Here is a 26,187-nt window from a genome sequence, read left to right on the forward strand (position 1 = left end):
ACAACAACCCAAAGCGCGATGACGATTCATCCTAATCGCATCGCGCTTTAGTCGCCGAACTTCGCGTGCAGCGCTGGAAACAGCCGGTCCGGCTTGAATGGCGGCGCGGTGAAGCGGATGCCGGTGGCGTTCGCAATCGCGTTGCCGAGCGCGGCGGCGACCGGATTGTATGGGCTCTCGCTCATCGACTTCGCCCCTAGCGGCCCGATCGTGTCGGACGTCTCGGCGAAGAAGACCTCGGTGCGCGGCACGTCCGCGAAGGAGGGCAGGTGGTAGTCGCGGAATTTCGGGTTGGTGACGCGCCCCTCGGCGTCGATCACCATCTCCTCGTAGAGCGCGGCGCCGAGCGCCTGCGCCACGCCGCCTTCGACCTGACCGCGGCACTGCATGGGATTGGCAACGATGCCGGCGTCCGCGGCGTGGACGCTCCTGATAATCCTGAGCTCGCCGGTCGCCTTGTTCACGGCGATACGAAAGCCCTGGACGTTGAAGCCGACCGAACGCGGTGTTCCCTCGGAATTGCCGCTGCCTGCGAACGGCTGCCCGCGCTCGCGCGCGAGCTTCACCAGCTCCGCAAAAGACATGCGCCGGACGCCGCTGACGACGGCGTTGTCCTCGAGTACGCAGCTCCCGATGTCGCACAGCCACGCGCCGGCGGCGGCCGCCTTCAATTCGGTCGCGAGCTGCAGGGAAGCCGCATGGGTCGCCTTGCCGGCGACGAACATGCCCGCGCTGCCATAGGCGCCGGTGTCGTGGCCGCCATGGGCGGTGTCGGACTGGCGCAGGCGGATTCTGTCGACGGTGGTTGCCAATGTCGTTGCCGCGATCTGCCGATGCACGGTGCTGGTGCCGTTGCCGAATTCGGCGGTGCCGACGGTGAGATCGAAACCGCCGTCCTCACGCAGCGCGATCATGGCGTCGGCGAGGTGGCCCGCCGGCGGCGCGGTGTCGATCATGGTCAGCGCGACACCGTCACCGATCAGCCAGTCCGGCGACAGGTCCGGCTGCGGGCCATCGGCCTGCATCGCGCGCTCGACGAGGTCGAGGCACTGGTCGAGCCCGTAGGAGCCATAGAGCACGTCGTGAAATTCGGACGGCGGCGGCGACAGCATGGGATCGCCGTTCCTGACGATGTTGCGCCGGCGCATCTCGTAGGGGTCGATGCCGAGCTGCTGGCCGAGCTCGTCGATCGCGGCCTCGATCGCGATCAGCGTCTGCGGCAGGCCATAGCCGCGAAACGCGCCCGCCGGCACCGTGTTGGTGTAGACGGCATGACCGTCGACCCGCTTGTTCGGGCAATTGTAGACCGCGATCGACTCGGACAGCGAATGGAACATCACCGGGCCGGCGTGATTGCCGTAAGCGCCGGTGTTGGAGAGCACGTCGAGCTGGAGCGCGGTGAGCTTGCCGTCGGCATCCGCCCCGGCCTTGATGTGGACCCGCATCGGGTGCCGCGTCGAGGTCGCGATGAACTGCTCCTCGCGCGTGAGCTCCAGCTTCACCGGACGTCCCGTCTTGAGCGCAGCGAGCGCCAGAATGTCCTCGACGAACATCTCCTGCTTGCCGCCAAAGCCGCCGCCGACGCGCTCGCAGAACACGCGGACCTTGTCGGGAGGAAGCTTGAATATGTCCGACAGCGCGCGCCGGGTCAGGAACGGGACCTGTGTCGAGGTGCGGACATTGAGCACGCCCGAGGCATCGAGCCAGGCGAGGCCGCCATGGGTCTCCAGTGCCGCGTGCTGCACGCGATGACTGTGGAAGGTGCCCTCGTAGGTGACGGCAGATGTCGCGAGCGCCGCCGCGACGTCGCCGAATTCGCCATGCGTTTCCGCAGCGAGGTTGCGCTGGGGATCGGCGATGCGGTTCGCGGCGGTGCGGTCGGGATGAATGATGGGCGCACCCGGCGCCATCGCCTGCTCCGGATCGATCAGCGCAGGCATAATCTCGTACTCGACCTTCAGCCGGCGGCAGGCGTCCTCGGCGGCGGCTTCGCTTTCGGCGACGATTGCAGCAACCCTCTGGCCGATGAAGCGCACGACGTCGTCGAGAACGCGGGTGTCCTCGGGGTCCATCCAGTCCATCTCGTGCCGCGCGGTCGAGATCAGGATCGAAGGTGCGTCTTCATGCGTCAGCACCGCGTGCACGCCGGGAACGCGAAGGGCGTCCGACTTGTCGATCGCGACGATCCTGGCGTGGGCATGCGGCGAGCGCGCCAGCTTGACGTGAAGCAGGCCGTCGATGGCGGTGTCGAAGGTGTAGCGCGCGTTGCCGCGCACGATGTCGGGGCCTGCGGGCGCCGGCAGGCTGCGGCCAAACGCGGCGCCGGGCTCGACGCTCGCCTCGACATTGGTGTTGCCGAGCAATGCATCCTCGATCGCGCGATAGCCGGTGCAGCGGCAGATATTGCCCTTCAGCGCCGCGCCGAGATCGGTGCGCTGCGCCTGGTTCAGCGAGGCGCAGGTCAAGATCATGCCGGCGGTGCAGAAGCCGCATTGAAAGCCCTGCGCAGCGAGGAAGGCCTGCTGCATCGGATGCGTGCCGTGATCGCCGCCAAGACCTTCGATCGTGGTTACAGTCCGTCCCTCGGCCCGGAACGCCGGGATCAGGCAGCTGTGCACCGGCTCGCCGTCGAGCAGCACGGTGCAGGCGCCGCAGTCACCGGCATCGCAGCCCTTTTTCACGCCGAAATGGCCGAGCTCACGCAGGAATGTGCGCAGGCACTGCCCGGCGCGCGGCTGCTGCGCAAACGGCTTGCCGTTGACCTCGAAGCTCATGACGGCCTTGCCCCCAGCAGTTCGCGGCGAACCTCTTCGGCGAGCCGCAATGTCATGTGCTTGCGCCAGCGCGGCTGGCCGTGGATGTCGGTGTGGTACAGATCGTCCGTGATCTGCTGGATGATCGCATCGCGCAGCACGCTCGCGTCCGGGGCCCGGCGAAAGGACAGCTGGATCGGCCGCACCGTCGATGCGGTGACCGTGAGCGTCAGCGTGCCGTCGGTATCAAGGCTGCCGATCAGGAGCGCCGCCGAGCGGCCGACCGGCGCCAGCGAGATCTGGCGAAACGCCGTGCGGCGCTTCAGCGCGGCGATCGGAATGTCGATCTGGCGAAGCAGGTCGCCCGGCGTCAGGCGATTGCGCTGGTTGCCGGTGACGAAGTCGACGACAGGAATTGTCTGCTCGCCGCCGCCGGCCTTCCAGACGGTGCAGACGCCGCCGAGCGCTGCGGTGAGCGAGATCATCGGTCCGGCCGGCAGCGACATGCAGAGATTGCCGCCGACAGTCGCGGACTTCCAGATCTTGAAGGACGCAAGGAAGGCGCGGCAGCACTGGTTGATCAGCGGCGCGGCGAGCCAGTCGGGCGGGCAGGCAAGTCCATCGAGCTGCGCGACCGTGCAGGTGGCGGCGATGGAGAGATGTTTGTCCGTGATCGTCAGCGCCGGCCATTTCAGGTCGGTCAGATCGATCAGCCGCTTCAGATGGACCTGCGGCTCCGAGAACAGCCAGGTGCCGCCCGCGAGCCAGGCGTCGCCTGCCGTCCAGGCCGGCAATTGCGCTCGCGTTTGCGGATGGGCGACCGTCGTGATGGTATTCAAATCCATGGCTGCGCCAACGTCCCCGCCGGGTGAATCGCGCCGATGAGTCTTGCAAGACCGGAGCCAAGTCGCAACAAACAAGTCGTCGCGGGAAGGTGGCCGGGCCGGCGTTTATCTGGCTGGCCTGTCAGCGGATGTGAGGGAGAAGCGGGATCATGAGCGACGCAAAGCCGATCTGGATCAGGGATCCGCTGGCCATCCTCGCCGACGGTGCCGCGCGCGGGGTCGTGGTGAAGGACGGCCGCATCGTCGAGCTCGTGCCGGCGGGCGGCACGCCAGCAACCGCTGACGTCGCGGTGTTCGATGCGAGCGAACATGTCGTGCTGCCGGGCCTGATCAACACCCATCACCATTTTTACCAGACGCTGACCCGGGCACTGCCGGCGGCGATGGACCGCGAGCTGTTCCCCTGGCTCCAGGCGCTCTACCCGGTGTGGGCGAGGCTGACGCCTGAGGCGCTCGAGCTCGGCGTCACCGTGGCGATGTCCGAGCTGCTGCTGTCGGGCTGCACCACCACGACCGATCATCACTACGTCTTCCCCGCGGGCCTCGAAGACGCCGTCGATATCGAGGTCGCCGTGGCGCAGCGTCTCGGAACGCGGGTGCTGCTGACGCGCGGCTCGATGAACCTGTCGCAGCGGGACGGTGGCCTGCCGCCTGACAGCGTGGTGCAGGACGAGGACACGATCCTCGCCGACAGCGCGCGCGTGGTTGCCAGGCATCACCAGCGCGGCGCGGATGCGATGGTGCAGATCGCGCTGGCGCCGTGCTCGCCGTTCTCGGTGACGACGTCGCTGATGCGCGCCACCGCCGATCTCGCCGGCAAGCTCGACGTGCGCCTGCATACCCATCTCGCCGAGACCGAGGACGAGAACAATTTCTGCCAGCAGATGTATGGCTGCCGTCCGCTCGATTATCTCGAGCAATGCGGCTGGCTCAATGCGCGAACCTGGCTCGCCCACGGCATATTTTTCAACGCCGACGAGATCAAACGGCTCGGCAAGGCCAAGACGACCATCAGCCATTGCGCGTGCAGCAACCAGCTGCTGGCGTCCGGCTGCTGTCCTGTCTGCGAGATGGAGGAGGCCGGCGTCGGCATCGGGCTCGGTGTCGATGGCTCAGCCTCGAACGACGGCTCGAACCTGATGCAGGAGGTCCGCGCCGCCTTCCTGCTGCAACGGGCGCGCTACGGCGTAACCAGGGTCAGCCACAAGGATGCGCTGCGCTGGGCGACCAAGGGGTCGGCGGCCTGCGTCGGCCGTCCGGAACTCGGCGAGATCGCCGTCGGCAAGGCGGCCGATCTCGCGCTGTTCAGGCTCGACGAATTGCGCTTCTCCGGTCATGGCGACCCCTTGGCCGCGCTGGTGCTGTGCGGAGCGCATCGGGCCGACCGGGTGATGGTGGCGGGACAATGGGCCGTGATCGACGGTGCGATCCCGGGCCTCGATGTCGTTGATCTCATTCGCCGCCACAGTTCGGCGGCGCGGGCCATGCGGACCGGATAGTCAGGGCAGAATAGATGGAGGGGGCGACCACAAGTGCCGGGTGCTTCTGGCCACCCCCTCCGAACCTCCTCCGGGAGGAGCAGGTGAATTAGTCAAAGCAAGAAGCGTGCTACTTGCCCGGAAGCTTGTCGTCGATGCCCTTCACGTAGAAATTCATGCCGAGGATCTGGCCGTCGTCGAGGTGATCGCCGCCTTTGCACTCGACCGGCTTGCCGTCCTGCCCAACGATCGGGCATTTGAACGGATGCAGCTTGCCTGCGGTGATCGCGGCTTGGGCATCCTCAGCCAATTTTTTCACGTCGTCAGGCATGTTGGTATAGGGCGCCATCGCGAACATGTGACTGTCGAGGCCGCCCCAGCTGTCCTGGGACTTCCAGGTGCCGGCAAGCTCGGCCTTGACGCGCTCGATGTAGTAGGGGCCCCAGGTGTCGAGGATCGAGGTCAGCTGGGTCTTGGGCCCGAACTTGATCATCTCGGAGTCCTGGCCGAAGGCGAGCTTGCCGCGTTCGCTGGCGATCTGCATCGCGGCTGGCGAATCCGTGTGCTGCATGATCACGTCGGCGCCCTGGTCGATCAGCGCCTTGGCGGCGTCGGCCTCCTTGCCGGGGTCGAACCAGGTGTTGGCCCAGATGATCTTGACCTTGATGTCAGGCTTGATGGTTTGCGCCGCCAGGATCGTCGCGTTGATGCCGGAGACGACCTCCGGAATCGGGAACGAGCCGATATAGCCGAGCACGCCGGACTTCGTCATCCTGGCTGCGATCAGGCCCTGGATGTAGCGGCCCTGCCACCATCTGGCCGAATAGGTCGACATGTTCGGATTGCGCTTGTAGCCGGTGGCGTGCTCGAAATGCACGTTCGGATATTTCTTGGCGACCTTCAGCGTCGGATCCATGTAGCCGAACGACGTCGTGAAGATCAGCTTGTTGCCGGCGCGGACGAGCTGCTCGATGGAGCGCTCGGCGTCGGGGCCTTCAGGCACGTTCTCCAGATAAGTGGTCTCGATCTGGTCGCCCAGCTCCTTCACCAGCGCCTGCCGCGCGAGATCGTGCTGATAAGTCCAGCCCAAATCTCCGATCGGACCCAGATAGATGAAGCCGACCTTGAGCTTGTCGGCGGCGGAGGCTGCACTGACGCTTCCGGCCAGCAAAAGCCCGGCAGCCAGCGCAAGAAGGGATTTCCTCATCATCGATCTCCAAACATCAGGGGAAAGCCACGATGCGCAACGCGCGCGCCCCATCGCGCGCGCCGCGGAAATGAATTCAGCGGTCAGGCACGAACACGGTGCCGAGCGCGGCCGGGGCGGTCGAGCCGCCGCTGCGCGCGCGGGAGAGCAGGACCAGAACGATGACGGTCGCGAGATAAGGCAGCGCCGACATGAGCTGCGAGGGAATGCCGACGCCCCAGCCTTGCGCGTGCAACTGCAGGATCGTCACGGCCCCGAAGAGATAGGCGCCGACCACCAGCCGGCCCGGCCGCCAGGACGAGAACACCACCAGCGCCAGCGCGATCCAGCCGCGGCCCGCGGTCATGCCGGGGATGAAGAACGGCGTATAAGCGAGCGGCAAATAAGCGCCGGCAAGGCCTGCGCAGCCGCCGCCGAACATCACGGCGAAGGTGCGGATGCGCAGCACGGGATAGCCGAGCGCGTGCGCGGAGACGTGATTGTCGCCGCAGGCGCGCAGGATCAATCCCGCGCGCGTGCGGTACAGGAACCACCAGACGCCGACGACGAGTGCAATGGAGAAGTAGACGAAGCCGTCCTCGCCGAACAGCACGCGCCCGACCAGCGGGATGTCGGTAAGGCCTGGAATAGCGAGATGGATTGCCGGCGTGATGCGCTCTCCGACGAAGCCGGCGCCGATCAGTCCGGACAGCCCGACGCCGAGGATGGTGAGCGCAAGACCCGTCGCGACCTGGTTGACGGCGAGCCCGAGGGCCATCAGTGCGAAGATCAGCGACATCATCGTTCCCGCGATGATGCCGAACAGCGCGCCGATGAAGATCGATCCGGTGAGCCAGGCGCCGGCAAAGCCGCAGGCCGCGCCAACGATCATCATGCCCTCGACGCCGAGATTGAGCACGCCGGAGCGCTCGGTCACGAGCTCCCCGGTCGCGGCGATCAGGAGCGGCGTGGACGCGGCGAGCACGGCCAGCATGATGGCTTCAATGAGTTCCACGGGCCACCTCTCGGTTCGGGAACACCAGCTTGAATCGATAGAGGATCAGGGAATCGCAGGCGAGCACGTAGAACAGCAGAATGCCCTGAAAGACCTTGGTGACATCCAACGGAATCTTCATCGCGATCTGCGCCTGCTCGCCGCCGATAAAGGTCAACGCAAGGAAAAGGCCTGCAATTAATATTCCAAGCGGATTCAGCCGACCGAGGAAGGCAACGATGATCGCAGTAAAACCGTAGCCCGGGGAGATGCCAGGCTGGAGATGTCCGACGGGACCAGCGACCTCGATGATGCCGGCAAGCCCTGCGAGCGCGCCCGATACCGCGAAGGTCAGGATGATCAGTCGATTGGCGTTGAAGCCGCCGAACCGTGCCGCGCGGGGGGCTGCGCCGACCACGCGGATCTCGAATCCCTTGCGGGTGCGCCCGAGCAGGATTGCGGCCGCGGCGACGACAAGAAGCGCAATGATCGAGCCGAGATGTAGCCGGCCGCCCTCGATCAGCAACGGGACGGTCGCCACCGGATCGAACTCGGCCGTGGTCGGGAAGTTGAAGCCGTTGGGGTCGCGCCAGGGCCCGCGCACGAGATAGTCGAGAAAGAGGTCGGCGACATAGACCAGCATCAGGCTGGTCAGGATCTCGCTGGCGCCGAACTTCACCTTGCAGATCGCCGGGATCAGCGCATAGAGCGCGCCCGCGGCGGCAGCGAGCACGAGCATCGCCGGCAGCACCCAGGCGCCGGCATCGGTGCCTTGCGTCTTCACCGCGATCCAGCTTCCTGCCACTGCGCCGATCAGGAATTGGCCCTCTGCGCCGATGTTCCAGGCATTGGCGAGATAGCAGAGCGACAGCCCGATCGCGATCATCACCAGCGGCGTCGCCTTCACCGCGATCTCCTGGAGCGAGTAGCTGTCAGTGAGCGGCGCGATGAAATAGGCGTGCAAGGCGAGCAGCGGATTCTTGCCGAGGATCGCGAACAGGATGACCATGGTGACGACCGTCAGGCCGATCGCGATCAGCGGCGAGACCAGCGCGATCGTGCCCGAGCGTTCGGCGCGCTTCTCAAGCACCAGCTGCATGCGCGGCCTCCTTCGGCTCGAGGCTGCTGCCGCCCATGAGAAGGCCGAGCTTTTCGCGCGTTGCCTCGCGGGTCGCGAGCGGTGCTGACAGCTTGCCGTGGAACATCACGGCGATGCGGTCGGCGATCTCCGCGAGCTCGTCGAGATCCTGGCTGGTGACGAGCACGGCGGCCCCTGCGGTTGCAAGATCAAGCAGCGCCTGGCGAATGACGGCGGCAGCGCCGGCATCGACGCCCCAGGTCGGCTGGCTCACCACCAGCACCGCAGGGTTGCGCAGGATCTCGCGTCCCACGATGAACTTCTGCAAATTGCCGCCGGACAGGGATGCGGCTTCCGGATCGCGCTTGGCCTTGCGCACGTCGAACGTCTCGGTCGCGCGGTCGACGGTCTTCAGCGTGGCCGCGGTATTGATGAAGCCGCGACGGACCATGCCGCTGGCGGCATGTCCGGTGAGCAGCGCGTTCTCGGAGAGCTTCATGCGCGGCGCGGTGCCATGGCCGAGCCGCTCTTCGGGAACGAAAGCTGCTCCCAGCCTGCGTCGCTCCGTGATCGAGAGATGGCCGGCGGCAATGCCTTCGATCACGACGGTGCCGGGATCCTTCGACAACCGCTCGCCGGACAGTGCGGCGAATAATTCGTCCTGGCCGTTGCCGGCGACGCCGGCGATGCCCAGGATCTCGCCGCCCTTCAGCTCGAACGAGATGTGCTTGAGCCTTACGCCATGCGCCTCGCTCGGTGCGAGCGAAAGATCGTTGACGACGAGACGGGGAACGGTGGTCTTCCGGCCGGATGCCGCCTTCACCTGCTTGATCTCGCCGCCGACCATCATGCGCGCCAGCGAAGCGGCGGTCTCGCGCCGGGGATTGCAGGTCTCGACCTTCCTGCCGCCGCGCAGGATCGTGGCGGTGTCGCAGAGCCGCTTCACCTCCTCGAGCTTGTGGCTGATGTAGAGGATGGCGCGGCCTTCGGCCTTGAGCCGCTCCAGCACGATGAACAGCTGATCGGCTTCCTGCGGTGTCAGGACGGCGGTGGGCTCGTCCAGGATCAGGAATTTCGGATCCTGCATCAGCGCGCGGACGATCTCGATGCGCTGGCGCTCGCCGACCGACAATTGCCAGACCTCGCGTTTGGGATCGAGCGGAAGGCCGTAGAGCTTCGACACCTGCTCGAGCCGCGCCGACATGTCCTTGAAGGATTCTCGCCCATCGAGGCCGAGCGCGACGTTCTCGGCGACGGTGAGATTGTCGAACAGCGAGAAGTGCTGGAACACCATGCCGATGCCGCGGCTGCGGGCTTCGGAGGGACCGGACAGCACGATTCGTTGGCCCTGCCAGCGAATCTCGCCGGCGCTGGGCTGGATCAGCCCGTAGATCGCCTTGACCAGCGTCGACTTGCCGGCGCCGTTCTCGCCGAGCAGGGCGTGGATTTCGCTCGGCCGGATATCGATGTCGATGGAATCGTTGGCGAGGAAATCCCCGTAGCGTTTGGTGAGTCCGATCGTCCGCAGCAGCGGGGGCTCGCCGGAATTCAGGCCGTCAGGTGTCGGATCCAACATTCGCTGATGCGCTTGCATGGTGAAATGCCCCAATAGTGGGCCAGTTTGGACCCCGGCGTAAGGTGTGAAAATGCGTCATCCCTTGCTCAACGCGTCGGCAGGCACCTTGTGTCGGTGCGCTTGCGCCGACCGGGACGAAGATCCCTGCTCAAACGCCGGCGCTCGGGCATGCGGGTGCGGGCGCCTGTTGCAGATTTGTGACGGTCCAAGCCAAATCGGAACCCGCTATGCAGACCTGACGTCGCAGTGAGCAAAGTTGCGCCATCGCGCTTATGCACTGCGGATCGACGCAACATTGGCTCCCGACCATCGCGCCCGCAATGTCCGCTCGGTATGAAAGAAGAGCGAAATCAAACGGGAATGTCCGGCAATAGCCGGCGTCGCCGGTCGCGTGCCCGCTGAAGAAAACCTGCTAAATCCCACGAAGAAACGCCGCCCCTTGCCGAAACAAGCGGCATGCCTTGAAAAAAGTTGAGGCTTCTCCCTCCGGGAGATCGGCGCAAGTCTCGCACCCCAGGGCGTTCATTGACGTGTCCACACTTGGGGGTATTCAGGATGTCGTTTCGTTTCAAGGCAATTGCAGCAGCGGCGCTGTCACTTGCCACGCTCGCCACCGGTGGCCTGGCTCAGGCGGCGGATCTGCCGGTCAAGGCTGCCAAGAAAGCGTCGGACCTTCCGTTCTTCCTGGTGATCGATAACCGCGTCACCTTCTCCTACATCTTCAACGCCTCGCAGCCCGGTGCATGGTCGTTCCGGCCGGATGGGTCGATCGACAGCAAGGCCACCAAGCAGGTCTACTCGTTCACGCATTTCGACGCTTGGGCGTACGGCACGAACTTCTTCACCATCTCGATGTTCAAGTCCGATCACAACGATCCGGCCGGGCCCTGCACCAACGCGGGCACGATCTTCGGCGCGCCAGCAAACTGCGCCGGTGCAACGGAGATCTACGGGCTGTTCCGATCGACGTTCGGCTGGAATGAGCTCTTCGACACCAAGACCTTCACCGCGGGGCCGCTTCACAACATCTCGTTCGAGGTCGCATGGATGCCAACACCGAGAACAGGTATTTCGGCGCCGCCAAGCGCGACGTCGTCGGCGGTCTGCAGTTTGCGTTCGATCTGCCCTACAAGGGTTACATCAACGTTGCACCGCTGGTGTACTGGGAGTTCGCCAATCACAACTCGTTCAGCCAGTGCGGACTGTTCGGTGCGGGCGTTCCCGGCGTGACCTGTCTTGCAGACGGCAACACCTCGTTCAAGCCGACCTGGGCGGTCGAGGTCAATTACTACATGGATCTCGGCTTCCTGCCGCCGAACATGCAATATTTCTCGATCAGCGGCCGCGCCGGCTGGTACGGCAAGAAGGGCACCGACACCCAGCCGCTTCCCTACAGCCCGGCGAACGGCGTCTACAACACGGCGGTCGAGTTGAATTCGGAGCCGATCCGCCTGACCTTCGATGCCTCGAAGGCCGCCTGGGGTGACAAGTACTCCCACTTCGTGGACATCTGGGTGGCTTACCGTTACTGGCAGAACAAGTTCGGTCTCGATCACAACCTTGCCGTCGGCTGTACCACGGCGGTCGGTGGCCGGACGGTGAGCACGGGATCGTGCACCGAGTCCTCGCTCTACTCCGGTATCACCGTGAAGTTCTGATCGCCACCCTACTGATCCGAGTTTGTGTCTACTTCGTCCACACGCCATCGTGCAGCGCTGCGGCTTCGTCCTCGAGCAGCGGACCAACGACTTCGGTCAGCCGCTGGCCGCTGGCAAAGACCTCGCGGCACGGCAGGTCGAGGGTCGGGTTGTCAGGATGGTTGCCGGTGACACCGCGCAGGCGCTGCTCGCTGAGGCCGTAGACGACGCGGCCGATGCCGGCCCAATAGATCGCGCCGGCGCACATCGCGCAGGGCTCTGCCGAGGAATAGAGCGTCGCTGTCGCCAGCACCTCGCGGCCGAGTGTGCGGCAGGCTTGGGTGGCCGCGAGACGTTCGGCATGCGCGGTGCCGTCATGATCCGGCATGTAGCCGTTCTCGGTCTCGATCAGCACCTTGCCGCCCGCATCGACAACGATGCAGCCGAACGGGTGGTTGCCATGGGTGAGGGAGCGGCGGGCGACCGCGAAGGACAGACGCAGAAAATGCTCGTCGCGCTCGGATGCGTTGGCCATCGATCCTCCGCGGTCAGTGCCCCGCCATGCGCCGGCCGGTCCGCGACCGGCTTCGCTGGCCCGTCCTTCATACACGAATTCGGCGTGGAGCATCTCGACCAGCCGGCCGGGGTCGTTGACGGTATCTTCCGGATAACCGATTGAAAAATATTGATTATGCGGGCCGCTCGGGCCCTGATAAGGATGAAACTATGGTGTTGAGCCGCGCCTGTGCATGACCGGCGCGACGCAGCCTGCCGCGTACGCGCATTCATGCTAACCACGCGCCGGTTGAGACGGGCGCTGGTGCGTGATGTGCCGCCGAACGTGTACCGATTGTCGCCAGGACAGCCGCTGCCCCGGTCCAGAGAAGAGAAAGCTCGTCGAGATGAGTGCCGTCAACGCCGTTCAAAATGCATCGCTCGGCGAAGAGATCGTGCGAGCGATCAACGATCTGGCTGCGATCTCGGAAGCGGGCGACAACCTCACCCGCACCTATCTCACCCAGGAGCTGCGCAAGGCGGCGGACCTCCTTCTGAGCTGGATGCGCGAGGCCGGCATGAGCGCGCGTCTTGACGCGATCGGCAATGTCTGCGGCCGCTACGAAGGTGAGCGGCCCGGCGCGCCCTGCCTGATGCTCGGCTCGCACTACGACACCGTACGCGATGCCGGCAAATGGGACGGGCCGTTGGGCGTGATCACGGCCATTGCCTGCGTTGCCGATCTCAATCGCCGTGGCAAGCGCCTGCCGTTCGCGATCGAGATCGTCGGCTTTGCCGACGAGGAGGGCGTGCGCTTCGCTTCGACCTTGCTGGGCAGCCGTGCGGTGGCCGGCACCTTCGACGAGAGTGTCTTGAATGCGCGCGACCGCGACGGTGTGTCGATGCGCGATGCGCTCGTGCAGTTCGGCCTCGATCCCGATCATATCGGAGCGGCCGCGCGGACGCGGCGCGAGCTGCTTGCCTATCTCGAATTGCACATCGAGCAGGGGCCGGTGCTGGAAGCGCAGGACCTGCCTGTCGGGGTCGTCACCGCGATTGCCGGTGCCACGCGCCTTGCCGCGCGGCTGACCGGCATGGCCGGGCACGCCGGCACGGTGCCAATGGCGCTTCGGCGTGATGCGCTCGCGGGCGCGGCCGAATGCATCGGGGCGATCGAGCAGTTTTGCCGCACCGACGCGAGTGGGCTTGTCGGCACGGTCGGCTACATCCAAGCGAGGCCCGGGGCGACCAATGTCATTCCGGGCGAGGTGTCCTTCACCATCGACATGCGCGCGCCGACCGACATGCACCGCAAGCGCGCGGTCGCCGATATCGTCCGCCAGATCGAGGCGATCGCCAGGCGTCGGCACTTGGCCCTCCAGCTCGACGTCACCCACGAGAACCGCACCGCGCCTTGCGCGCCGTGGCTGAAGGAGCAGATCGCGCAGGCGATCGGAGCGGAGGGTTTCTCGGTGTTCGAGCTGCCGAGCGGGGCAGGGCACGACGGCATGGCCATGATCGACATCGCCGATATCGGCATGGTCTTCGTCCGCTGCCGCGGCGGCATCAGCCACCACCCGGACGAGCATGTGGAGCTCGCCGATGCCGGCGCCGGTGCGCGGGTGCTGCTGCGGGTGATCGAGAATTTCAGGCCCCGGGAAGGGTAGGCTGAAGAAGCCCCGCTGGAAGCCGGTACGTCATCTGGACGAAATACGAATCAGCCATGCTTTGGGTGGTGGCCGCACCATCGGAGTTACCCTAGCCATATATGAATAGCGATATCTCGTTGCCCTCAGATCGCGGAAACCGATTTTACCAAGGCGTGGCCGCGGCCTTTTTCGCCAACGCCCTCCAGGCTGTCAATTTTCTCGGTGATCGATTCCTGAGAAAGTCGCACCATTCGTTGTCGGCGATCGAGGACCTTTACCGGCACTCGATGGACAGCGCCTTTTCGGTGACCGAGGCCTTCCTCGTCACCGGCGCGCCGCACGCATCCGCCTATTATCCCCGTGACTTCGCCTGGTTCTATCCTGATGTCCTCGACCCCGAGACCATCATGGATGCGCAGGACGCAGTGCGGCGGGCCCGGCTGCTCGACAAGAGCATCCGTTTGCTGCTGGAGGCGGTTCGCGCCGATGTCGTCACGACGACCATCGTTCCGGCGGGGCGCGGTCGGTACCTCGGCGTGAATTATTTCTCGCGTCCGTCGGATACGCTGCTCGGCATTCTGGCCGGCCTGCAGCAGATGATCTCGGCCGATCAGAGGGCGCCGTCCTATCTGGCGATGTCGCAATGCGCGCATGCCGGCCGCCTGCTGCTGGCCGAATATGGCGGTGACCTGAAGCGTGCGATCCTGCAGCTCGCAAGCGAGCTGGAGCCGTTCGACGATGACGGCACCAGCTATTTGCTGTGTGATGCCCGTGGCCCTCGCTCCGCCGCAACGGATACCCGTGCGGAACGCAGGCGCTTTGTCACCAATGCCTGCGTCTACACAACCTTCGTGTGGAGCGTGCAGCTTGGCATCGTCGACGAGAGCGAGCTGAAGCGGCTGCTCGGACGCAGCCTCGCGCAGCACAAGAAGGACCTGCTCCGTCTGTTCGGCAGGGACGGCTACATCAGGCATTCGCTGGATGGTCCAAAGGGATCGCCGGTGTCCTCGGTCGCGCTGGATTTCGTCAGCGTGCATCGCGGCTTCTGGAATATGAACGATGCGAGCGAGCGGGCGCTGTTCGCGGCGACGGCGGATCTGATCATCGCGGAGCCGCGCTTCCGCATACCCTCTACGTTCCACTTCCTGGTGTCCGCGGATAATCCGCGGAACAAGATGATCCACAAGATTGCGGCTCCCGCCTATCAGGGGCGCTCATCCTGGCCGACGTTCAACGTCGAGTTCGCGGACCGGATGCTCGACTACGACGAGGTCTCCGGCCGCGATCACTACCTGGCCTGCGCGCAAGGGATATTGAAGGACATTCGCACCGCGACCGAAGTGCACGGCGGATATCAGGAGCTGATCTCGGAACAGGGGCTGAAGTACCGCACCTGGGCCTATAAGGGCGCCGTGGCCCATTCCTGGTTTCCGCGCTTCCTGTCGGTCTGGAGGAGGGCGTATGGGACGCCGCTCCTCCAATGGAACGACTGATCCAGCGGGGCGCTAACCCGCCGTCACGTCCACCAGCTCGCCGCCCTCCAGCACCTTGGCCGCCTTGGCGCGGTCGAGATCGCCTTCCCAGGCCGCGACCACGACCGTCGCCACGCAGTTGCCGACGAGGTTGCCGAGCGCGCGGGCCATGCCGATGAACCAGTCGACCGACAGCACCAGCACGAGGCCGATCGCGGGAATGCTCGGCACCGCATTGAGCGTCGCAGCCAGGATTACGATCGCCGAACCCGGGACGCCATGCGCGCCCTTCGAGGTGATCAGGGAGACGCCGAGAACCAGCAGGAGGTCGCCGAAGGACAGCGGCGTGTTGGTCGCCTGGGCGATGAACACGACGGCGAGCGTCAGATAGATCGAGAAGGCGTCGAGGTTGAAGGAATAGCCGGTCGGAATCACGAGACCCACCACGGAATCCTTCACGCCCATCCGCTCCAGCTTCTTCATGATCTGCGGCAGCACGGCATCGGAGGAGGCGGTCGCGAGCACGATGGTCAGCTCTTCGCGCAGGTAGGCGAGGAACTTGAGGATGTTGATCCCGGCGAGCGCCATCACGCCGCCGAGCACGCCCAGCACGAAGATGCCGACCGAGACGTAGAACAGCATCACCAGCGACACGAGCTGCTTCAGCGAGCCGACCCCGTATTTGCCGACGGTGTAGGCGACCGCGCCGAGCACGCCGAGCGGGGCAACGCGGACAATCAGGCCCATGACGCGGAACAGCACGGTGGACGCGGCATCGATCATGGTGGTGACGAGCTTGCCCTTCTCGCCGCCGACGAGCGCGAGGCCGACGCCGAACAGAACCGCGAAGAACAGCACCTGGAGCACGTCGTTGCGCGACAGCGCATCGAAGGAGGTGGTCGGGATCACGTTCATCAGGAAGGCGCCGATGCCGCCGCCGGACAGCTTGTGGGCGTTGTCGGCGTAGGTGTTGAGCGCCTTGGCATCGAGTGTCGAGGGATCGATGTTCATGCCGTGGCCGGGGCCGAAGAGGTAAGCGAGCAGCAGGCCGACGACGAGTGCGACGGTCGTCATGACCTCGAAATAAAGCAGCGCCTTGACGCCGACCCGGCCGACCTTCTTGAGGTCGCCGGCGCCGGCAATGCCGTGCACGACGACGCAGAACACGATCGGTGCCACGATCATCGAGATCAGCTTCAGGAAGGCGTCGCTGAGGATCTTGAGCCCGATCGCGAAATCCGGGGCGGCCATGCCCAGGATGACGCCAAGCACCAGCGCGGCCAGGACCTGGACGAACAGCGAGGTGTAGAGCGGCTTCGGCTCGGCGGCGGGCGCCGCGGTGATGGTCGACATGGTGAATTCCCCCGGTTTGACGCGACTTGGACGTCAAACAGGAGCAACAACCGTGCCAGAATGTCGCGGAGAATTCCGGAAAGCGGCGCAGGACGTCGCTCTGGTGTCGAGGCCGCGATGCCATCTCGCCGAACAAATCGCGTGGGGAGCGAGGGATGCCGCCTTTATGCCTTCGCCGAAACAAAGGGCATCGTCACGCTGCAAGATCCAGCAGCCGGCACGATCCGCGCACGAGCGCCTTGCGTCCCGTGGGCGTCATCACGGGTACGCCGTCATTGACGACAACGAGGCCGAACTTGACGAGACTTTCGATAAGATAGGCCCTCGAGAGGCGACCGCCCGACACCGGGTTGCGAAGTGTGCGCAGGGCTTCCCACTGGTCCGGCGAAAGATCGAAGTCGATATCGTTGCTCATGCTGCCTCAAGCGATAGTACCATTCGCGCGCCTCTGTTAGCGGCGCTGCATGAAGACCATGCGACGACAATGAGTCGGGAATTCGGTGCGCTGTTTAGAACGTCTCTTCACGAATTGCCGCACTTCATTGCGCCACAAGAGTAAAGATCGTTCGACAGCAAACATCGTCCCGAGTTTCGATCACATATTGATGATTTTGGATTGATGCTGCACTGCAAGTTTCCGCGGTGCACGGGAAGCGCTGCTGTCCCATTCTGCGTCGCAATATGCACAGAAATCGTGAGGCGAAAGGTTGAGGACTCTGTTACGGTAATTCCCGGGGAATGACTTCACGCGGCAGGAGTGGAGTGCATGAGCAGGTTGGTCGAAATTCGCAGTCAGGAATCCCTGTGCCGGGAGCGTGCCGCGCTCGATTTCGAGCGTCGGGTTTTCTGGCTCGCGCAAGCCCAGGAATGGGAGCAGCGCGCGCTCGACGAAATTGCCTATCACTTCCGGGAGTGCAACATCGGCCAGGCGGAGCTTGCGCGAAACTGACGCTGGCCGCGCGTGGAAGATCTATTGATAAGTTGCCACGATGTCGGACACCGCGCGCTCGAGCTGCTGCGCGGTGGCGCATTGGCGCACGACGGTGCAGAAGGTCGCGTAGCGCGGCATCTCGGAATCGCCAAAGCCCCAGGCGAGCCGTCCTTCGGGATTGAGCCAGACCAACCGCTTCGAGCGTTCGGAGATGCGGCGCAGGATGTCGGCACGCGGGTCGAGGTTGTTGCTGCGGGCATCGCCGAGCACGATCACCGTGGTCTGCGGCGTCAGCGTGCTCATGAAGTCCTTCTCGAAATCGACCAGCGAAGAACCGTAATCGGACGAGCCGAAGCCGACCTTGGACATGATCTCGGCCATCGCCTCTTCCGGCGATTTCTTTTCCAGGATCTCGCTGACCTCGATCATGTGCGAGGAGAAGGCAAAAGAGCGGACGTCGTCGACCACCTCGTGCAGCGAGTGGATCAGGAGCAGGAAGAAATCGGAGACTTGCGCGACCGAGCCGGAGACGTCGCATAGCGCCACGATCTTCGGCCGGTCGCGATGCTTGCGCTTCCACGCGGTCAGGAAAGGCACGCCGCCCCAGGCCGCATTGCGGCGCAGTGTGCGGCGGACGTCGAGATGGCCGCGGCGCTGGCGCTTGCGGGGTTTGGAGTAGCGCTCGCGCAGGCGGCGCGCGATCTGGCGGATGAGGGCGCGCATCTCGGCGATCTGGCGCCGCTCGATGCGGGCGAGCGGTGCGTTGCGCAAAATCTCGTTGCGGAGATTTTCGGCCTCCTCGCGCGCGTAGAGCGCAAGCCCCTGCGAGACGGTGTCGCGCACGGCTTCACGCAAGGCATCGAGCGCGGCGCGCAGACGCTCGGCCAGCGCCGGGTTGCTCGCGGTCAGCGCGTCGAGATCGTCGCGCAGGCGCTGGAGACCCATGGCGTCGAGGATGCGGCTGGAAAAGATGCCGCGCTGGGTGGAGTAGCGGATATCTGACAGGGAGGCGGCACCGGACGCGCCGGCGATGGCGGCGGCGATCGCGTTGCGGTCCTGCGACAGCAGCATCTGCGCGAGCGGGCCCAAGCCCTCGGGAGGCTGTCCCTCGCCCGCTTCGCTGGCCGAGCCGGAGGAGGGCGACTGCTCCGAATCCTGCGAGGCGGTCTCCTCGCTGTTGGCTTCGGTCTGATCCTGCCGCGGCTCAGGCTGGCTGAAGAACAGATCAAAGCAGTCGCCGAGCGCGAGCTTCTCGTCCTGCGATTTGGCAAGCGTCAGGAGCAGGGCATCGCGCAGGACGGCGCGGTCGGAGATGCCGACCTGCGCGACCGCGCGCATTGCATCGATGCTTTCGGCAGGCGAAACGTGGACGCCGACGCCGCGTGCTGCCCGAAAGAATCGATGGAGGTTCTCGCGCATCGGCGTCAACCGAAGACGTTGGACCGTGCCGCCTTGGCAATGAACGTCGTCACCTGCGGCGATGCGGCCTCGATGTCAGCCTCGTATTTCAGGAGCACGTTGAGCGTGTCCTTGACGATTTCGGTATCGAGCTCCGTGGCCTGGAGCAGCACCAGCACGCGCGCCCAGTCGATGGTCTCGCTGACCGAGGGCAGCTTCTTCAGATCGAGCGAACGGATCTCGTGGATGAAGCCGACCATCTGCCGGCGCAGCGCCTGCGAGATGCCGGGGACCCGGCTTTCGACGATGCGCTCCTCAAGCCGCTGCTCGGGGAAGCCGATATGCAGATGCAGGCAGCGGCGCTTCAGGGCGTCGCCGAGGTCACGCTCGCTGTTGGAGGTGAGGATCACGGTCGGCGGCGTGATTGCCGAAACGGTGCCGAGCTCGGGGATCGTGACCTGGAAATCGGACAGGATCTCCAGCAGCAGCGATTCGAATTCGGCGTCCGACTTGTCGATCTCGTCGATCAGGAGCACGCAGCCGCCCGGCTGCTCCAGCGCCTGGAGCAGGGGGCGCGGCTCGACGAATTCCTTGGAGAAGAACACGTCGCCGAAATCGTGGAGCTGGTCGAGCGCGGCATGCAGCGTCTGCGCCCCGCCAAGGACTTCGCCGAGCTTGTCCTTGAGGATCTGCGTGTAGAGAAGCTGCTTGGCGTATTTCCACTCGTAGAGCGCCTTGGCCTCGTCGAGACCCTCGTAGCACTGCAGGCGGATCATCTTCATGCCGCGCCAGGCCGCGATCGCCTTGGCAAGCTCGGTCTTGCCGACGCCCGCGGGGCCCTCGACCAGGATCGGCTTCTCGATCTGTTGCGACAAATAGACGGCGGTCGCGATCTGCCAGCTCGCGATATAGCCCTGCGCGGCGAGGCCGCTCTCCACTGCCTCGATCGAGGTCGAGGCCTTCTGATCAGCCACGAAAGGGCGCTCCCAAAGGTCTTGCTTGGGGCTTGTTCTGCCTGCGTTCCCGGCAAAGAACAAGCCTCGTTTGGGAGGCATCAGACCCGCACGGACGGCGCTTTTTCCGTTCGACGCAAATAGGTGTCGGCGCGGATATTCGCGCGGCTCGCCGTTCGCGCGATCAGTGCCGCAGCAGCTCCGGCTTGCGGATCGTCTGTCTGACCTCGGCGCCGCAATCGGCGCATTCATAGACAAAGTCGATCTTGGCAAGGCTCCAATGCGGTTCGACCTCGCGCACATACATCGGCAGGAACCCCATGCATGTCGGGCAATTCACAGGCGCGATTTCGATGTCCTGATGATGCTGTACATAAGCTGGCATCTCGGCTCTCCTTCGCAGGCGACAACCAAACCCCGCGCAGAAGCTACTGCCGGTCGCTCCAGGCACATCATCAACTCTATCGAACGGAGATGGAACGGCGGACGTTTGTCGCTCGCTGTGACATTCTTGTTACGTGTCTGTACTGTAACGGGCGGACCGAATGCCTATTTCTGCGGCCCATCCGGTTTTTTGGATCCTCAACCAACGATAAGGGAGCAACGCCCATGACGCATGCCATTCGTTTTCACAAGGCCGGCGGTCCGGAAGTCCTGGTCTGGGAGGAGGTCAGCGTCGGCAAGCCCGGGGCGGGCGAAGCGCGCATCCGCCACACCGCCGTCGGCCTCAATTTCGTCGACATCTACAACCGTTCCGGCCTGTATCCGGCGCAACTGCCGAGCGGGCTCGGCAGCGAGGCAGCAGGCGTGGTCGAGGAGGTCGGGCCCGGTGTCACCGATCTGAAGCCAGGCGATCGTGTCGCTTATGGCGCCTCGCCGCTCGGCGCCTATTCCGAGGCGCGGCTGATCCCCGCGGACCGCTTGCTGAAGCTGCCTGAGGGGGTCGACGACAGGACCGCGGCGGCGATGATGCTGAAGGGTCTCACCACGCAATATCTGATCCGGCAGACCTATCGGGTGAAGGCCGGCGATACCATCCTGCTGCATGCCGCGGCCGGCGGCGTCGGTCTGATCCTGGGCCAGTGGGCCAAGCATCTCGGCGCGACCGTGATCGGCACCGTCAGCAACGACGAGAAGGCCAAGCTCGCCAAGGCGCATGGCTGCGACCACGTCATCATCTACACCCGCGAGGATTTCGTGAAGCGGGTCGACGAGATCACGGGCGGCAAGAAGGTCCCCGTGGTCTATGACTCCGTCGGCAAGGACACGTTCCTGAAGTCGCTGGATTGCCTCGCGCCGCTCGGCGTCGCCGCGCTGTTCGGCCAGTCCTCCGGCGCGGTCGAGCCGCTCAATCTCGGCCTGCTCGCGCAAAAGGGCTCGCTCTACGTCACCCGTCCGACGCTGTTCACCTACGCCGCCAAGCGCGAAAATCTGGTCGCGATGGCGAACGAGCTGTTCGACGTCGTCAAGTCCGGCGCGGTCAAGATCGAAGTGCACCAGACCTATCCGTTGAAGGACGCCGCCAAGGCGCATGCCGATCTCGCTGCACGCAAGACCACGGGATCGACCGTCCTTCTGGTGTAACGTCCGGGCCTGCGTCACGTCCGTTCGTGCTTGCGCAGATCGCGGGCGTGATCGAGGTGAATTGCCTGGAGGTCGATATCCTCGGGCGGGATCCGGGGCAGGGCGGCCTCGGTCAGGATGGCCTCGGTGACGTCCTCGAGCGAACTCCCGGAGGTCTCGTGGATGAACGAGACATTCTGGTATTCGCCCGAGGCGACGCGGGAGACGACCTCGCGCCTTGTGACTTCGGGGTCGACGACCGCCTCGCGGCCCCGCCGTCCATAGTCGATCATCACGACGAAATATTGCATCAAAACGACTCTGCCGCGCTCCCGTTGCGGGGGCGCGGCAGAGTATTTCCGAAAAACGGAATCAAGTCAAGCTAGATTTCTAAAAAAGCGAAATCGCTGGCCGTGTGAGGCCTTACTTGCCCTTCTTGCGGGGGCGCGCCGACTTGGCGCGCAGCCGCTCGAGCTGGCCCTTGGGCATGGACAGGCAGATCTCACCCACCCACTCGAGCTTCACGCCGACGATCGGCTTGGCGTTGAAGCTGGTGAGGTTGACGACGGAGGGGCTTTTTCCCCGCTCGATCGTCTTCAAATAGCGCTCGCCGCTCTTGAGCCGGACTACGGCCTCTTCGCCGTAGAAGCTGGACAGCGGATGGCGCTGGTCCTTGTAGACCACGATCACGTCGCCGCTCTCGTATTTGGGCAGCATCGAATCACCCACGATCTCGAAGGCGACGGTCTCTTCCATGATCGGGAAGGGCAGCGCGATGTCGCCGAGACCCTCCGGGGGGACCTGCTCGTAATCCGGCTCGATCACGGCGCCGGCGCCGACGCGGCCCATGATCGGCGCGAGATTGAGCTCGAGATATTCCATGATCGGAATGATTTCCGAGGCCTTCACCAGGCGTTCGCCGCCGAGGATCTCCGAGACCGCGCCGGGCCGCACGCCCATGGCCGCCGCCAGGCCGCCCTTGCTCTTGCCCGTCTTTTCCAGGCCCCGCTCGATCATTGCAACGTCCAACATGGTGATTCCCTCGATTACCCATCGTCTGCTCTTGTAATCCGAAATTCGGAATTATTGCAATTATGAATATCAGAATTATTCGCTTGACTTGATTTTCGGAATACCGGAATGTCTGTTTCGCTCCACGATCGTGCGATCGGAGGAGGCGCATCACAGGACAGCAGCATGGAACCGGGCCATTGGCCGTCGGAGCACTCCGACGCGCTTCGCGACTATTTTCTCAAAGGCATGTCTTATGCGGAGATCGGAAGGCAGATTAACGCAAGATTTGGAACGGCTTACACGCGCAATGCGGTGATCGGACGCGCCAAGCGGCTCGGGCTTGTCGTACCGGAATGGATCGCGAGCCCATCGGTCGCGCCCTATTTGCCGGGTGAGCTTCCGGTTTCGCCGCGCCGCGCGGTGCTACCGAACCTGAACGTGCCGCCGAAGTCCGCAATGAAGCCTGCGGTGCAGGTGAAGTTGCGCTGCGTCGGCGTTCAGCCGCGCCTGATCCAACTGGTCGAACTCGATCCGGCCGACTGCCGCTATCCCTATGGCGGCGACAAGGACGGGGAGGAGATCGCCTTCTGCGGCCATCCGCGCCAGCCGGGCTCCAGCTATTGCGCGCCGCATGCGGGCCTGACGCGTCGCTCCGGGGCTGCGTCCGCCCGTGTCCCCGGTCCCGTCGTGCTGAAGCTGGTCTTCGCGGCCTGAACTCTCACCCGTTCCATCGTCAATGTCGCAAGGAGTATCCAAGTGGCTCGTGCCCGACGCAACAAGTCCTACAAACTGGCGCAGATCTACGACCGGCGGTCCCGCGACGTGCCGTTCAATGCCGAAGTGGCGGAGGTCGAGGTCGACAATCCGCTGGCGCTCGATGCTGGCGAGAAGATCGTGGCGATCCGGTCGATCCGGGGTGATCCGCTGGGACGGCTGCACGCACACCACCAGATCGACGAGGCGCAATATCTCGGCGGGCGCGCCTTCCAGAACGATTGGGAGAGAGCGGAGCGGGGCCCGCAGGCGATGGACCCGACCCGCGAATATGTCGATGGCGCGCGCACGCGCGAGCCGGTGACCGAGAGCCAGCGCCAGGCGGTGCTGCGGCTGAACCAGGTCGAGCGCGAGCTCGGGACCGACGGCGCGGCGCTGGTGCACGATGTGCTGGTGCTGGGCCTGACCATGGATCAGATCGGGCAGCGTCGTGCCGTCCGCACGCAGCGCTGGAACGACTATTTCGCGCGGCGCTTTCGCGAGTGCCTGGACCGGCTGGCGCTGCTCTACGGCTTTGCGACGGAAACGGGGAAACAGCAGGCAGGACGGCGCAGATGACGATGGCACGCCTGCGGTTTAGCCGCGGGCGTGCCAGTCTGCCGCTCACGGATGCGGTACGATCTGGTAGGGCGTCGTATAGGGCTCGACGCGGAGCGAGGCGTTGGCCAAAAGACCGATCCTGGCGGTCGGGGCCTGCTGCAATTCGCCGTTCGGGCCGCGATGCACGTTGTATTGCCAGACCGTGAGATCACCCTTCTGCGCCAGCGCGTGCGCAACCGCGCTCGCATCATTGCCGCCGAGCGCCTGAAGCTCGTCTGCCGACAACCCGACGACGATTTCGTCCTTGATGGTGACGATCTTGAACAGGTTCATCTTGGTCTCCTGCGCCCATGCGCCTTGTATCGAGAGGGTGAAAAGCGCGACCGCGGCGCCCTTGATGAGATCGCAGCGAGAAAGCATGCCGTCGTCCTTTGGTGCTGAGGCGCGCCCGAATCGAGAGTTTTCAGCCATGGCGCCCGTTGTCTGCGTGGCCGTGCCGCAACCGCTTGGTCGCTCGTTCATGGACAACGGTTCACGGGCGGAAACATATTGGGACCGATGAATCCCGAGGCGACAGCCGCGCCGGGATCGGGACGCTGGGAGATCGGTTGCGGGATCGATCTTCATTTCGTCGCTGATACAACCGCCGAGGCCGGACTCAACAAATACGTGTAGGCGCTGGGAAGCGCTCATTCGCAGCCCGACGTCCGGCCATATCGGAAACAAGCAGAAACGTTGTGCCGATTGACGGCGATCGGAGCTATGTGCGTGATTGATGCCGCTTCTTGACGCAGGTGGGTGACGGCGGTCGATATTCCTGTTATCCGGAATTGCCGTGGTGCGATGCAGACGAAGCATCGCTACAGCCACTGTCGGGCTTGCCGGACGGGTTGTTCCTTGGCATAATTGCAACCATCTGGTTGAGCCAGTCGTTTGGACATGCCGTTCGGCGTGCCAACCCGCCGGGGCCACCCGGCCGAGAGTTCGTCGCCATAGGTCCTGTTATGGCGTCTTGTTATGGCGTTCGGTTCTTGAGCGGGGCACGAAGCCGATGCTTGTCATAGGTGCGAGATGAAAAACCTCAATTTCGCGGCTGAACTGCACCTCAAGCTCGGCGCGCCCGCAAGTGGCACGGTCGAAAGCCTGCGCCTGCTCCGCGCGTTCCTGAAGCTCGCGCCTCGACAGCGTTTCGAGGTCATCAAGCTGGTCGAAGACCTCGCCACCGAAGAAGCTCTTCCCGAGCACCCTTTGTCCTGAGCCCGGCCGAGCGCCGGCCTTACGCCGTTTCTTTCGTTTTCCCGTTCGTTTTCCCGCCGGAGCCGGACCGCCGGCGACGTTTCCACGCGGCTGGCCGCTGGAAGGCGATCCGGCAAGTGTGGTATTCAATGGGGAAAACGGGAGGAGTGCGACCATGATCGAACCGAAGCTCGAAGTTCCGGCCGAACTGCGCGACCTGGCCGAGAAGACAATTGATCAGGCGGAGAAGGCATTCGGTATGTTTTTCGACGCCGCCACCAAATCGATGTCGTCCGTTCCAGGACCGGGGACGGAGGTGTCGAAGCAGGCCCTGGTTTTCACTGAGCAGAACATGAAGTCAGCCTTCGAGCATGCGCGCAAGCTGGTTCATGCCACCGACCTGCAGGAAGCGATGCGAATCCAGTCCGATTTCCTGCGCAGCCAGTTCACCAGCGCCGGAGATCACATGCGCCAGATGACCGGCAGTCTCATGCAATCGGGCAAGGGGAAGTCCTGATTTTCTGCGCGCGCAGCGTGCCCACTCATTGAACTCGCGCGGCGTGGCGATCGGAACTTCGATGCTGGCTCAGATCCATGACGGACCACCGAATGACCACATTCGCCGTCCGTCGTCCCTTCTGCTGATCCCTGCCGGTCCTCCGGCAGGGATTTGCATGTGTGGCGAGCGTCGTGCTCGGCGCGCGACTAGCGCAGCGTTGCGATGTAGGCCGCGATGTCGCCGGCTTCGGTTCGGCTCAGGGGAAAATTCGGCATCTTCGGATGCGGATCAAGCAGGAAGAAGGCGAGCCTCTCCGGACTGAAGTCCGGCCTGCGCGCAACCGAGACGAAGGAGGGGACGTCGGCGCTCGCCTGAGTCTGGCCGTTCGCGACGACATGGCAGCTTGCGCACCAGCGCTTGGCGAGGTCGGCACCGTGACCGGCATCGGCTGCGAGAGCGGACGATGTGCCGAAGCTCGCGGTTACGGCAAGCAGCAGGCAAATTCGTCTCAAATGCTGGTGCATAGGGTAACCTTCATGCGTTGATTGGCGGCCGCCATGCTTATCCGCAGCACGAACCCGGAAATTGCGAGAGATCGATGCGGGCGATGATCGACCGCAGCAGCTTGCGGACCGAACGATAGAGATGCCGTACGAAAGCCGGCATCCTCGCCGCGGGCAGGCCAAGATCTTTCGTAACGAGACTTCTCGTATCGAGACCCTTCGTATCAAGACTTTCGATATAGTGCGACACGTATCTCTCC

25 protein-coding genes and 1 pseudogene are annotated in these 26,187 nt (G+C 64.4%); 10 read left to right on the forward strand and 16 right to left on the reverse strand.

The window, feature by feature from the left end; all coding sequences use genetic code 11:
* Positions 1–47: 47 nt before the first annotated feature.
* Positions 48–2,774, reverse strand: a complete 2,727-nt coding sequence (locus AABA84_RS10935; RefSeq protein ID WP_212250315.1) for a molybdopterin-dependent oxidoreductase — start codon at positions 2,772–2,774, stop codon at positions 48–50.
* Positions 2,771–3,598, reverse strand: coding sequence for an FAD binding domain-containing protein (locus AABA84_RS10940; protein WP_212250313.1), 828 nt, complete (start codon positions 3,596–3,598; stop codon positions 2,771–2,773). The genes AABA84_RS10935 and AABA84_RS10940 overlap by 4 nt, the downstream gene beginning before the upstream one ends.
* A gap of 149 nt (positions 3,599–3,747) precedes the next feature.
* Here AABA84_RS10940 and AABA84_RS10945 point away from each other — a divergent pair, with 149 nt between their 5' ends.
* Positions 3,748–5,097 carry an 8-oxoguanine deaminase gene (locus tag AABA84_RS10945; protein ID WP_338312040.1) on the forward strand — a complete coding sequence of 450 codons (1,350 nt, stop codon included), beginning with the start codon at positions 3,748–3,750 and terminating at the stop codon, positions 5,095–5,097.
* A gap of 109 nt (positions 5,098–5,206) precedes the next feature.
* Here AABA84_RS10945 and AABA84_RS10950 read toward each other — a convergent pair whose 3' ends face one another.
* The 4 genes from AABA84_RS10950 to AABA84_RS10965 form a co-directional block, all read right to left on the reverse strand.
* A complete protein-coding gene (locus AABA84_RS10950; RefSeq protein ID WP_212250309.1) occupies positions 5,207–6,283 on the reverse strand; it encodes a BMP family ABC transporter substrate-binding protein in 1,077 nt (358 codons plus the stop codon).
* Between the two features lie 76 nt (positions 6,284–6,359).
* The gene (locus AABA84_RS10955) at positions 6,360–7,277 is read right to left on the reverse strand and encodes an ABC transporter permease (protein WP_338312041.1); all 918 of its coding nucleotides are present in this window, start codon (positions 7,275–7,277) and stop codon (positions 6,360–6,362) included.
* Positions 7,264–8,355, reverse strand: coding sequence for an ABC transporter permease (locus AABA84_RS10960; RefSeq protein WP_212250306.1), 1,092 nt, complete (start codon positions 8,353–8,355; stop codon positions 7,264–7,266). Before AABA84_RS10960 ends, AABA84_RS10955 begins: the two co-directional genes overlap by 14 nt.
* Entirely contained in the window at positions 8,339–9,910 is a 1,572-nt protein-coding gene (locus AABA84_RS10965) for an ABC transporter ATP-binding protein (RefSeq protein ID WP_338312042.1), read from the reverse strand. The genes AABA84_RS10960 and AABA84_RS10965 overlap by 17 nt, the downstream gene beginning before the upstream one ends.
* Before the next feature lie 555 nt (positions 9,911–10,465).
* On the opposite strand from AABA84_RS10965, the pseudogene AABA84_RS10970 reads away from it, so the two are divergent.
* Positions 10,466–11,568 (forward strand): annotated as a pseudogene (locus AABA84_RS10970) (hypothetical protein).
* 28 nt (positions 11,569–11,596) lie between these two features.
* Here AABA84_RS10970 and AABA84_RS10975 read toward each other — a convergent pair.
* Positions 11,597–12,082, reverse strand: a complete 486-nt coding sequence (locus AABA84_RS10975) for a nucleoside deaminase (protein ID WP_338312043.1) — start codon at positions 12,080–12,082, stop codon at positions 11,597–11,599.
* 367 nt (positions 12,083–12,449) lie between these two features.
* On the opposite strand from AABA84_RS10975, the gene AABA84_RS10980 reads away from it, so the two are divergent.
* Entirely contained in the window at positions 12,450–13,709 is a 1,260-nt protein-coding gene (locus tag AABA84_RS10980; RefSeq protein ID WP_338312044.1) for an allantoate amidohydrolase, read from the forward strand.
* 101 nt (positions 13,710–13,810) lie between these two features.
* On the forward strand, positions 13,811–15,184 hold the full coding sequence (locus AABA84_RS10985) for a hypothetical protein (RefSeq protein ID WP_338312045.1): 1,374 nt from the start codon (positions 13,811–13,813) through the stop codon (positions 15,182–15,184).
* A 12-nt stretch (positions 15,185–15,196) separates the two neighbouring features.
* Here AABA84_RS10985 and AABA84_RS10990 read toward each other — a convergent pair whose 3' ends face one another.
* Both AABA84_RS10990 and AABA84_RS10995 read right to left on the reverse strand, forming a co-directional pair.
* Positions 15,197–16,516 carry a dicarboxylate/amino acid:cation symporter gene (locus AABA84_RS10990; RefSeq protein WP_212250299.1) on the reverse strand — a complete coding sequence of 440 codons (1,320 nt, stop codon included), beginning with the start codon at positions 16,514–16,516 and terminating at the stop codon, positions 15,197–15,199.
* Between the two features lie 193 nt (positions 16,517–16,709).
* Positions 16,710–16,931 carry a hypothetical protein gene (locus tag AABA84_RS10995; protein WP_338312046.1) on the reverse strand — a complete coding sequence of 74 codons (222 nt, stop codon included), beginning with the start codon at positions 16,929–16,931 and terminating at the stop codon, positions 16,710–16,712.
* A gap of 351 nt (positions 16,932–17,282) precedes the next feature.
* On the opposite strand from AABA84_RS10995, the gene AABA84_RS11000 reads away from it, so the two are divergent.
* The gene (locus tag AABA84_RS11000; protein WP_338306711.1) at positions 17,283–17,465 is read left to right on the forward strand and encodes a hypothetical protein; all 183 of its coding nucleotides are present in this window, start codon (positions 17,283–17,285) and stop codon (positions 17,463–17,465) included.
* A 21-nt stretch (positions 17,466–17,486) separates the two neighbouring features.
* Here the strand turns inward: AABA84_RS11000 and AABA84_RS11005 are convergent, their stop codons facing one another.
* The 3 genes from AABA84_RS11005 to AABA84_RS11015 form a co-directional block, all read right to left on the reverse strand.
* Positions 17,487–18,866: a vWA domain-containing protein gene (locus AABA84_RS11005; protein ID WP_338312047.1), complete on the reverse strand. Its 1,380-nt coding sequence runs from the start codon at positions 18,864–18,866 to the stop codon at positions 17,487–17,489.
* 5 nt (positions 18,867–18,871) lie between these two features.
* Positions 18,872–19,819, reverse strand: coding sequence for an AAA family ATPase (locus AABA84_RS11010; RefSeq protein ID WP_338312048.1), 948 nt, complete (start codon positions 19,817–19,819; stop codon positions 18,872–18,874).
* 163 nt (positions 19,820–19,982) lie between these two features.
* The gene (locus tag AABA84_RS11015) at positions 19,983–20,183 is read right to left on the reverse strand and encodes a hypothetical protein (RefSeq protein ID WP_018319162.1); all 201 of its coding nucleotides are present in this window, start codon (positions 20,181–20,183) and stop codon (positions 19,983–19,985) included.
* Between the two features lie 224 nt (positions 20,184–20,407).
* On the opposite strand from AABA84_RS11015, the gene AABA84_RS11020 reads away from it, so the two are divergent.
* A complete protein-coding gene (locus AABA84_RS11020) occupies positions 20,408–21,382 on the forward strand; it encodes a quinone oxidoreductase family protein (protein ID WP_338312049.1) in 975 nt (324 codons plus the stop codon).
* A 14-nt stretch (positions 21,383–21,396) separates the two neighbouring features.
* Here AABA84_RS11020 and AABA84_RS11025 read toward each other — a convergent pair whose 3' ends face one another.
* Positions 21,397–21,672 (reverse strand): hypothetical protein, encoded by a 276-nt coding sequence (locus AABA84_RS11025; RefSeq protein WP_338312050.1) that lies wholly within the window; start codon positions 21,670–21,672, stop codon positions 21,397–21,399.
* A 112-nt stretch (positions 21,673–21,784) separates the two neighbouring features.
* Entirely contained in the window at positions 21,785–22,393 is a 609-nt protein-coding gene (locus AABA84_RS11030) for a S24 family peptidase (RefSeq protein ID WP_212250285.1), read from the reverse strand.
* A 165-nt stretch (positions 22,394–22,558) separates the two neighbouring features.
* On the opposite strand from AABA84_RS11030, the gene AABA84_RS11035 reads away from it, so the two are divergent.
* Entirely contained in the window at positions 22,559–23,089 is a 531-nt protein-coding gene (locus AABA84_RS11035) for a GcrA family cell cycle regulator (RefSeq protein ID WP_212250283.1), read from the forward strand.
* Positions 23,090–23,131: 42 nt separating this feature from the next.
* Positions 23,132–23,707, forward strand: coding sequence for a hypothetical protein (locus tag AABA84_RS11040; protein ID WP_338306708.1), 576 nt, complete (start codon positions 23,132–23,134; stop codon positions 23,705–23,707).
* 45 nt (positions 23,708–23,752) lie between these two features.
* Here AABA84_RS11040 and AABA84_RS11045 read toward each other — a convergent pair whose 3' ends face one another.
* Positions 23,753–24,109 carry a hypothetical protein gene (locus AABA84_RS11045; RefSeq protein ID WP_338312051.1) on the reverse strand — a complete coding sequence of 119 codons (357 nt, stop codon included), beginning with the start codon at positions 24,107–24,109 and terminating at the stop codon, positions 23,753–23,755.
* 651 nt (positions 24,110–24,760) lie between these two features.
* On the opposite strand from AABA84_RS11045, the gene AABA84_RS11050 reads away from it, so the two are divergent.
* Together AABA84_RS11050 and AABA84_RS11055 are read left to right on the forward strand one after the other, a co-directional pair.
* Entirely contained in the window at positions 24,761–24,946 is a 186-nt protein-coding gene (locus AABA84_RS11050; RefSeq protein ID WP_007601490.1) for a hypothetical protein, read from the forward strand.
* 154 nt (positions 24,947–25,100) lie between these two features.
* Positions 25,101–25,442, forward strand: a complete 342-nt coding sequence (locus AABA84_RS11055; protein WP_018319170.1) for a phasin — start codon at positions 25,101–25,103, stop codon at positions 25,440–25,442.
* A gap of 188 nt (positions 25,443–25,630) precedes the next feature.
* Here the strand turns inward: AABA84_RS11055 and AABA84_RS11060 are convergent, their stop codons facing one another.
* Entirely contained in the window at positions 25,631–25,948 is a 318-nt protein-coding gene (locus tag AABA84_RS11060) for a c-type cytochrome (protein WP_212250279.1), read from the reverse strand.
* Between the last annotated feature and the right edge of the window lie 239 nt (positions 25,949–26,187).

Source organism: Bradyrhizobium sp. TM239 (assembly GCF_036247985.1).
Lineage (GTDB): Bacteria > Pseudomonadota > Alphaproteobacteria > Rhizobiales > Xanthobacteraceae > Bradyrhizobium > Bradyrhizobium ottawaense.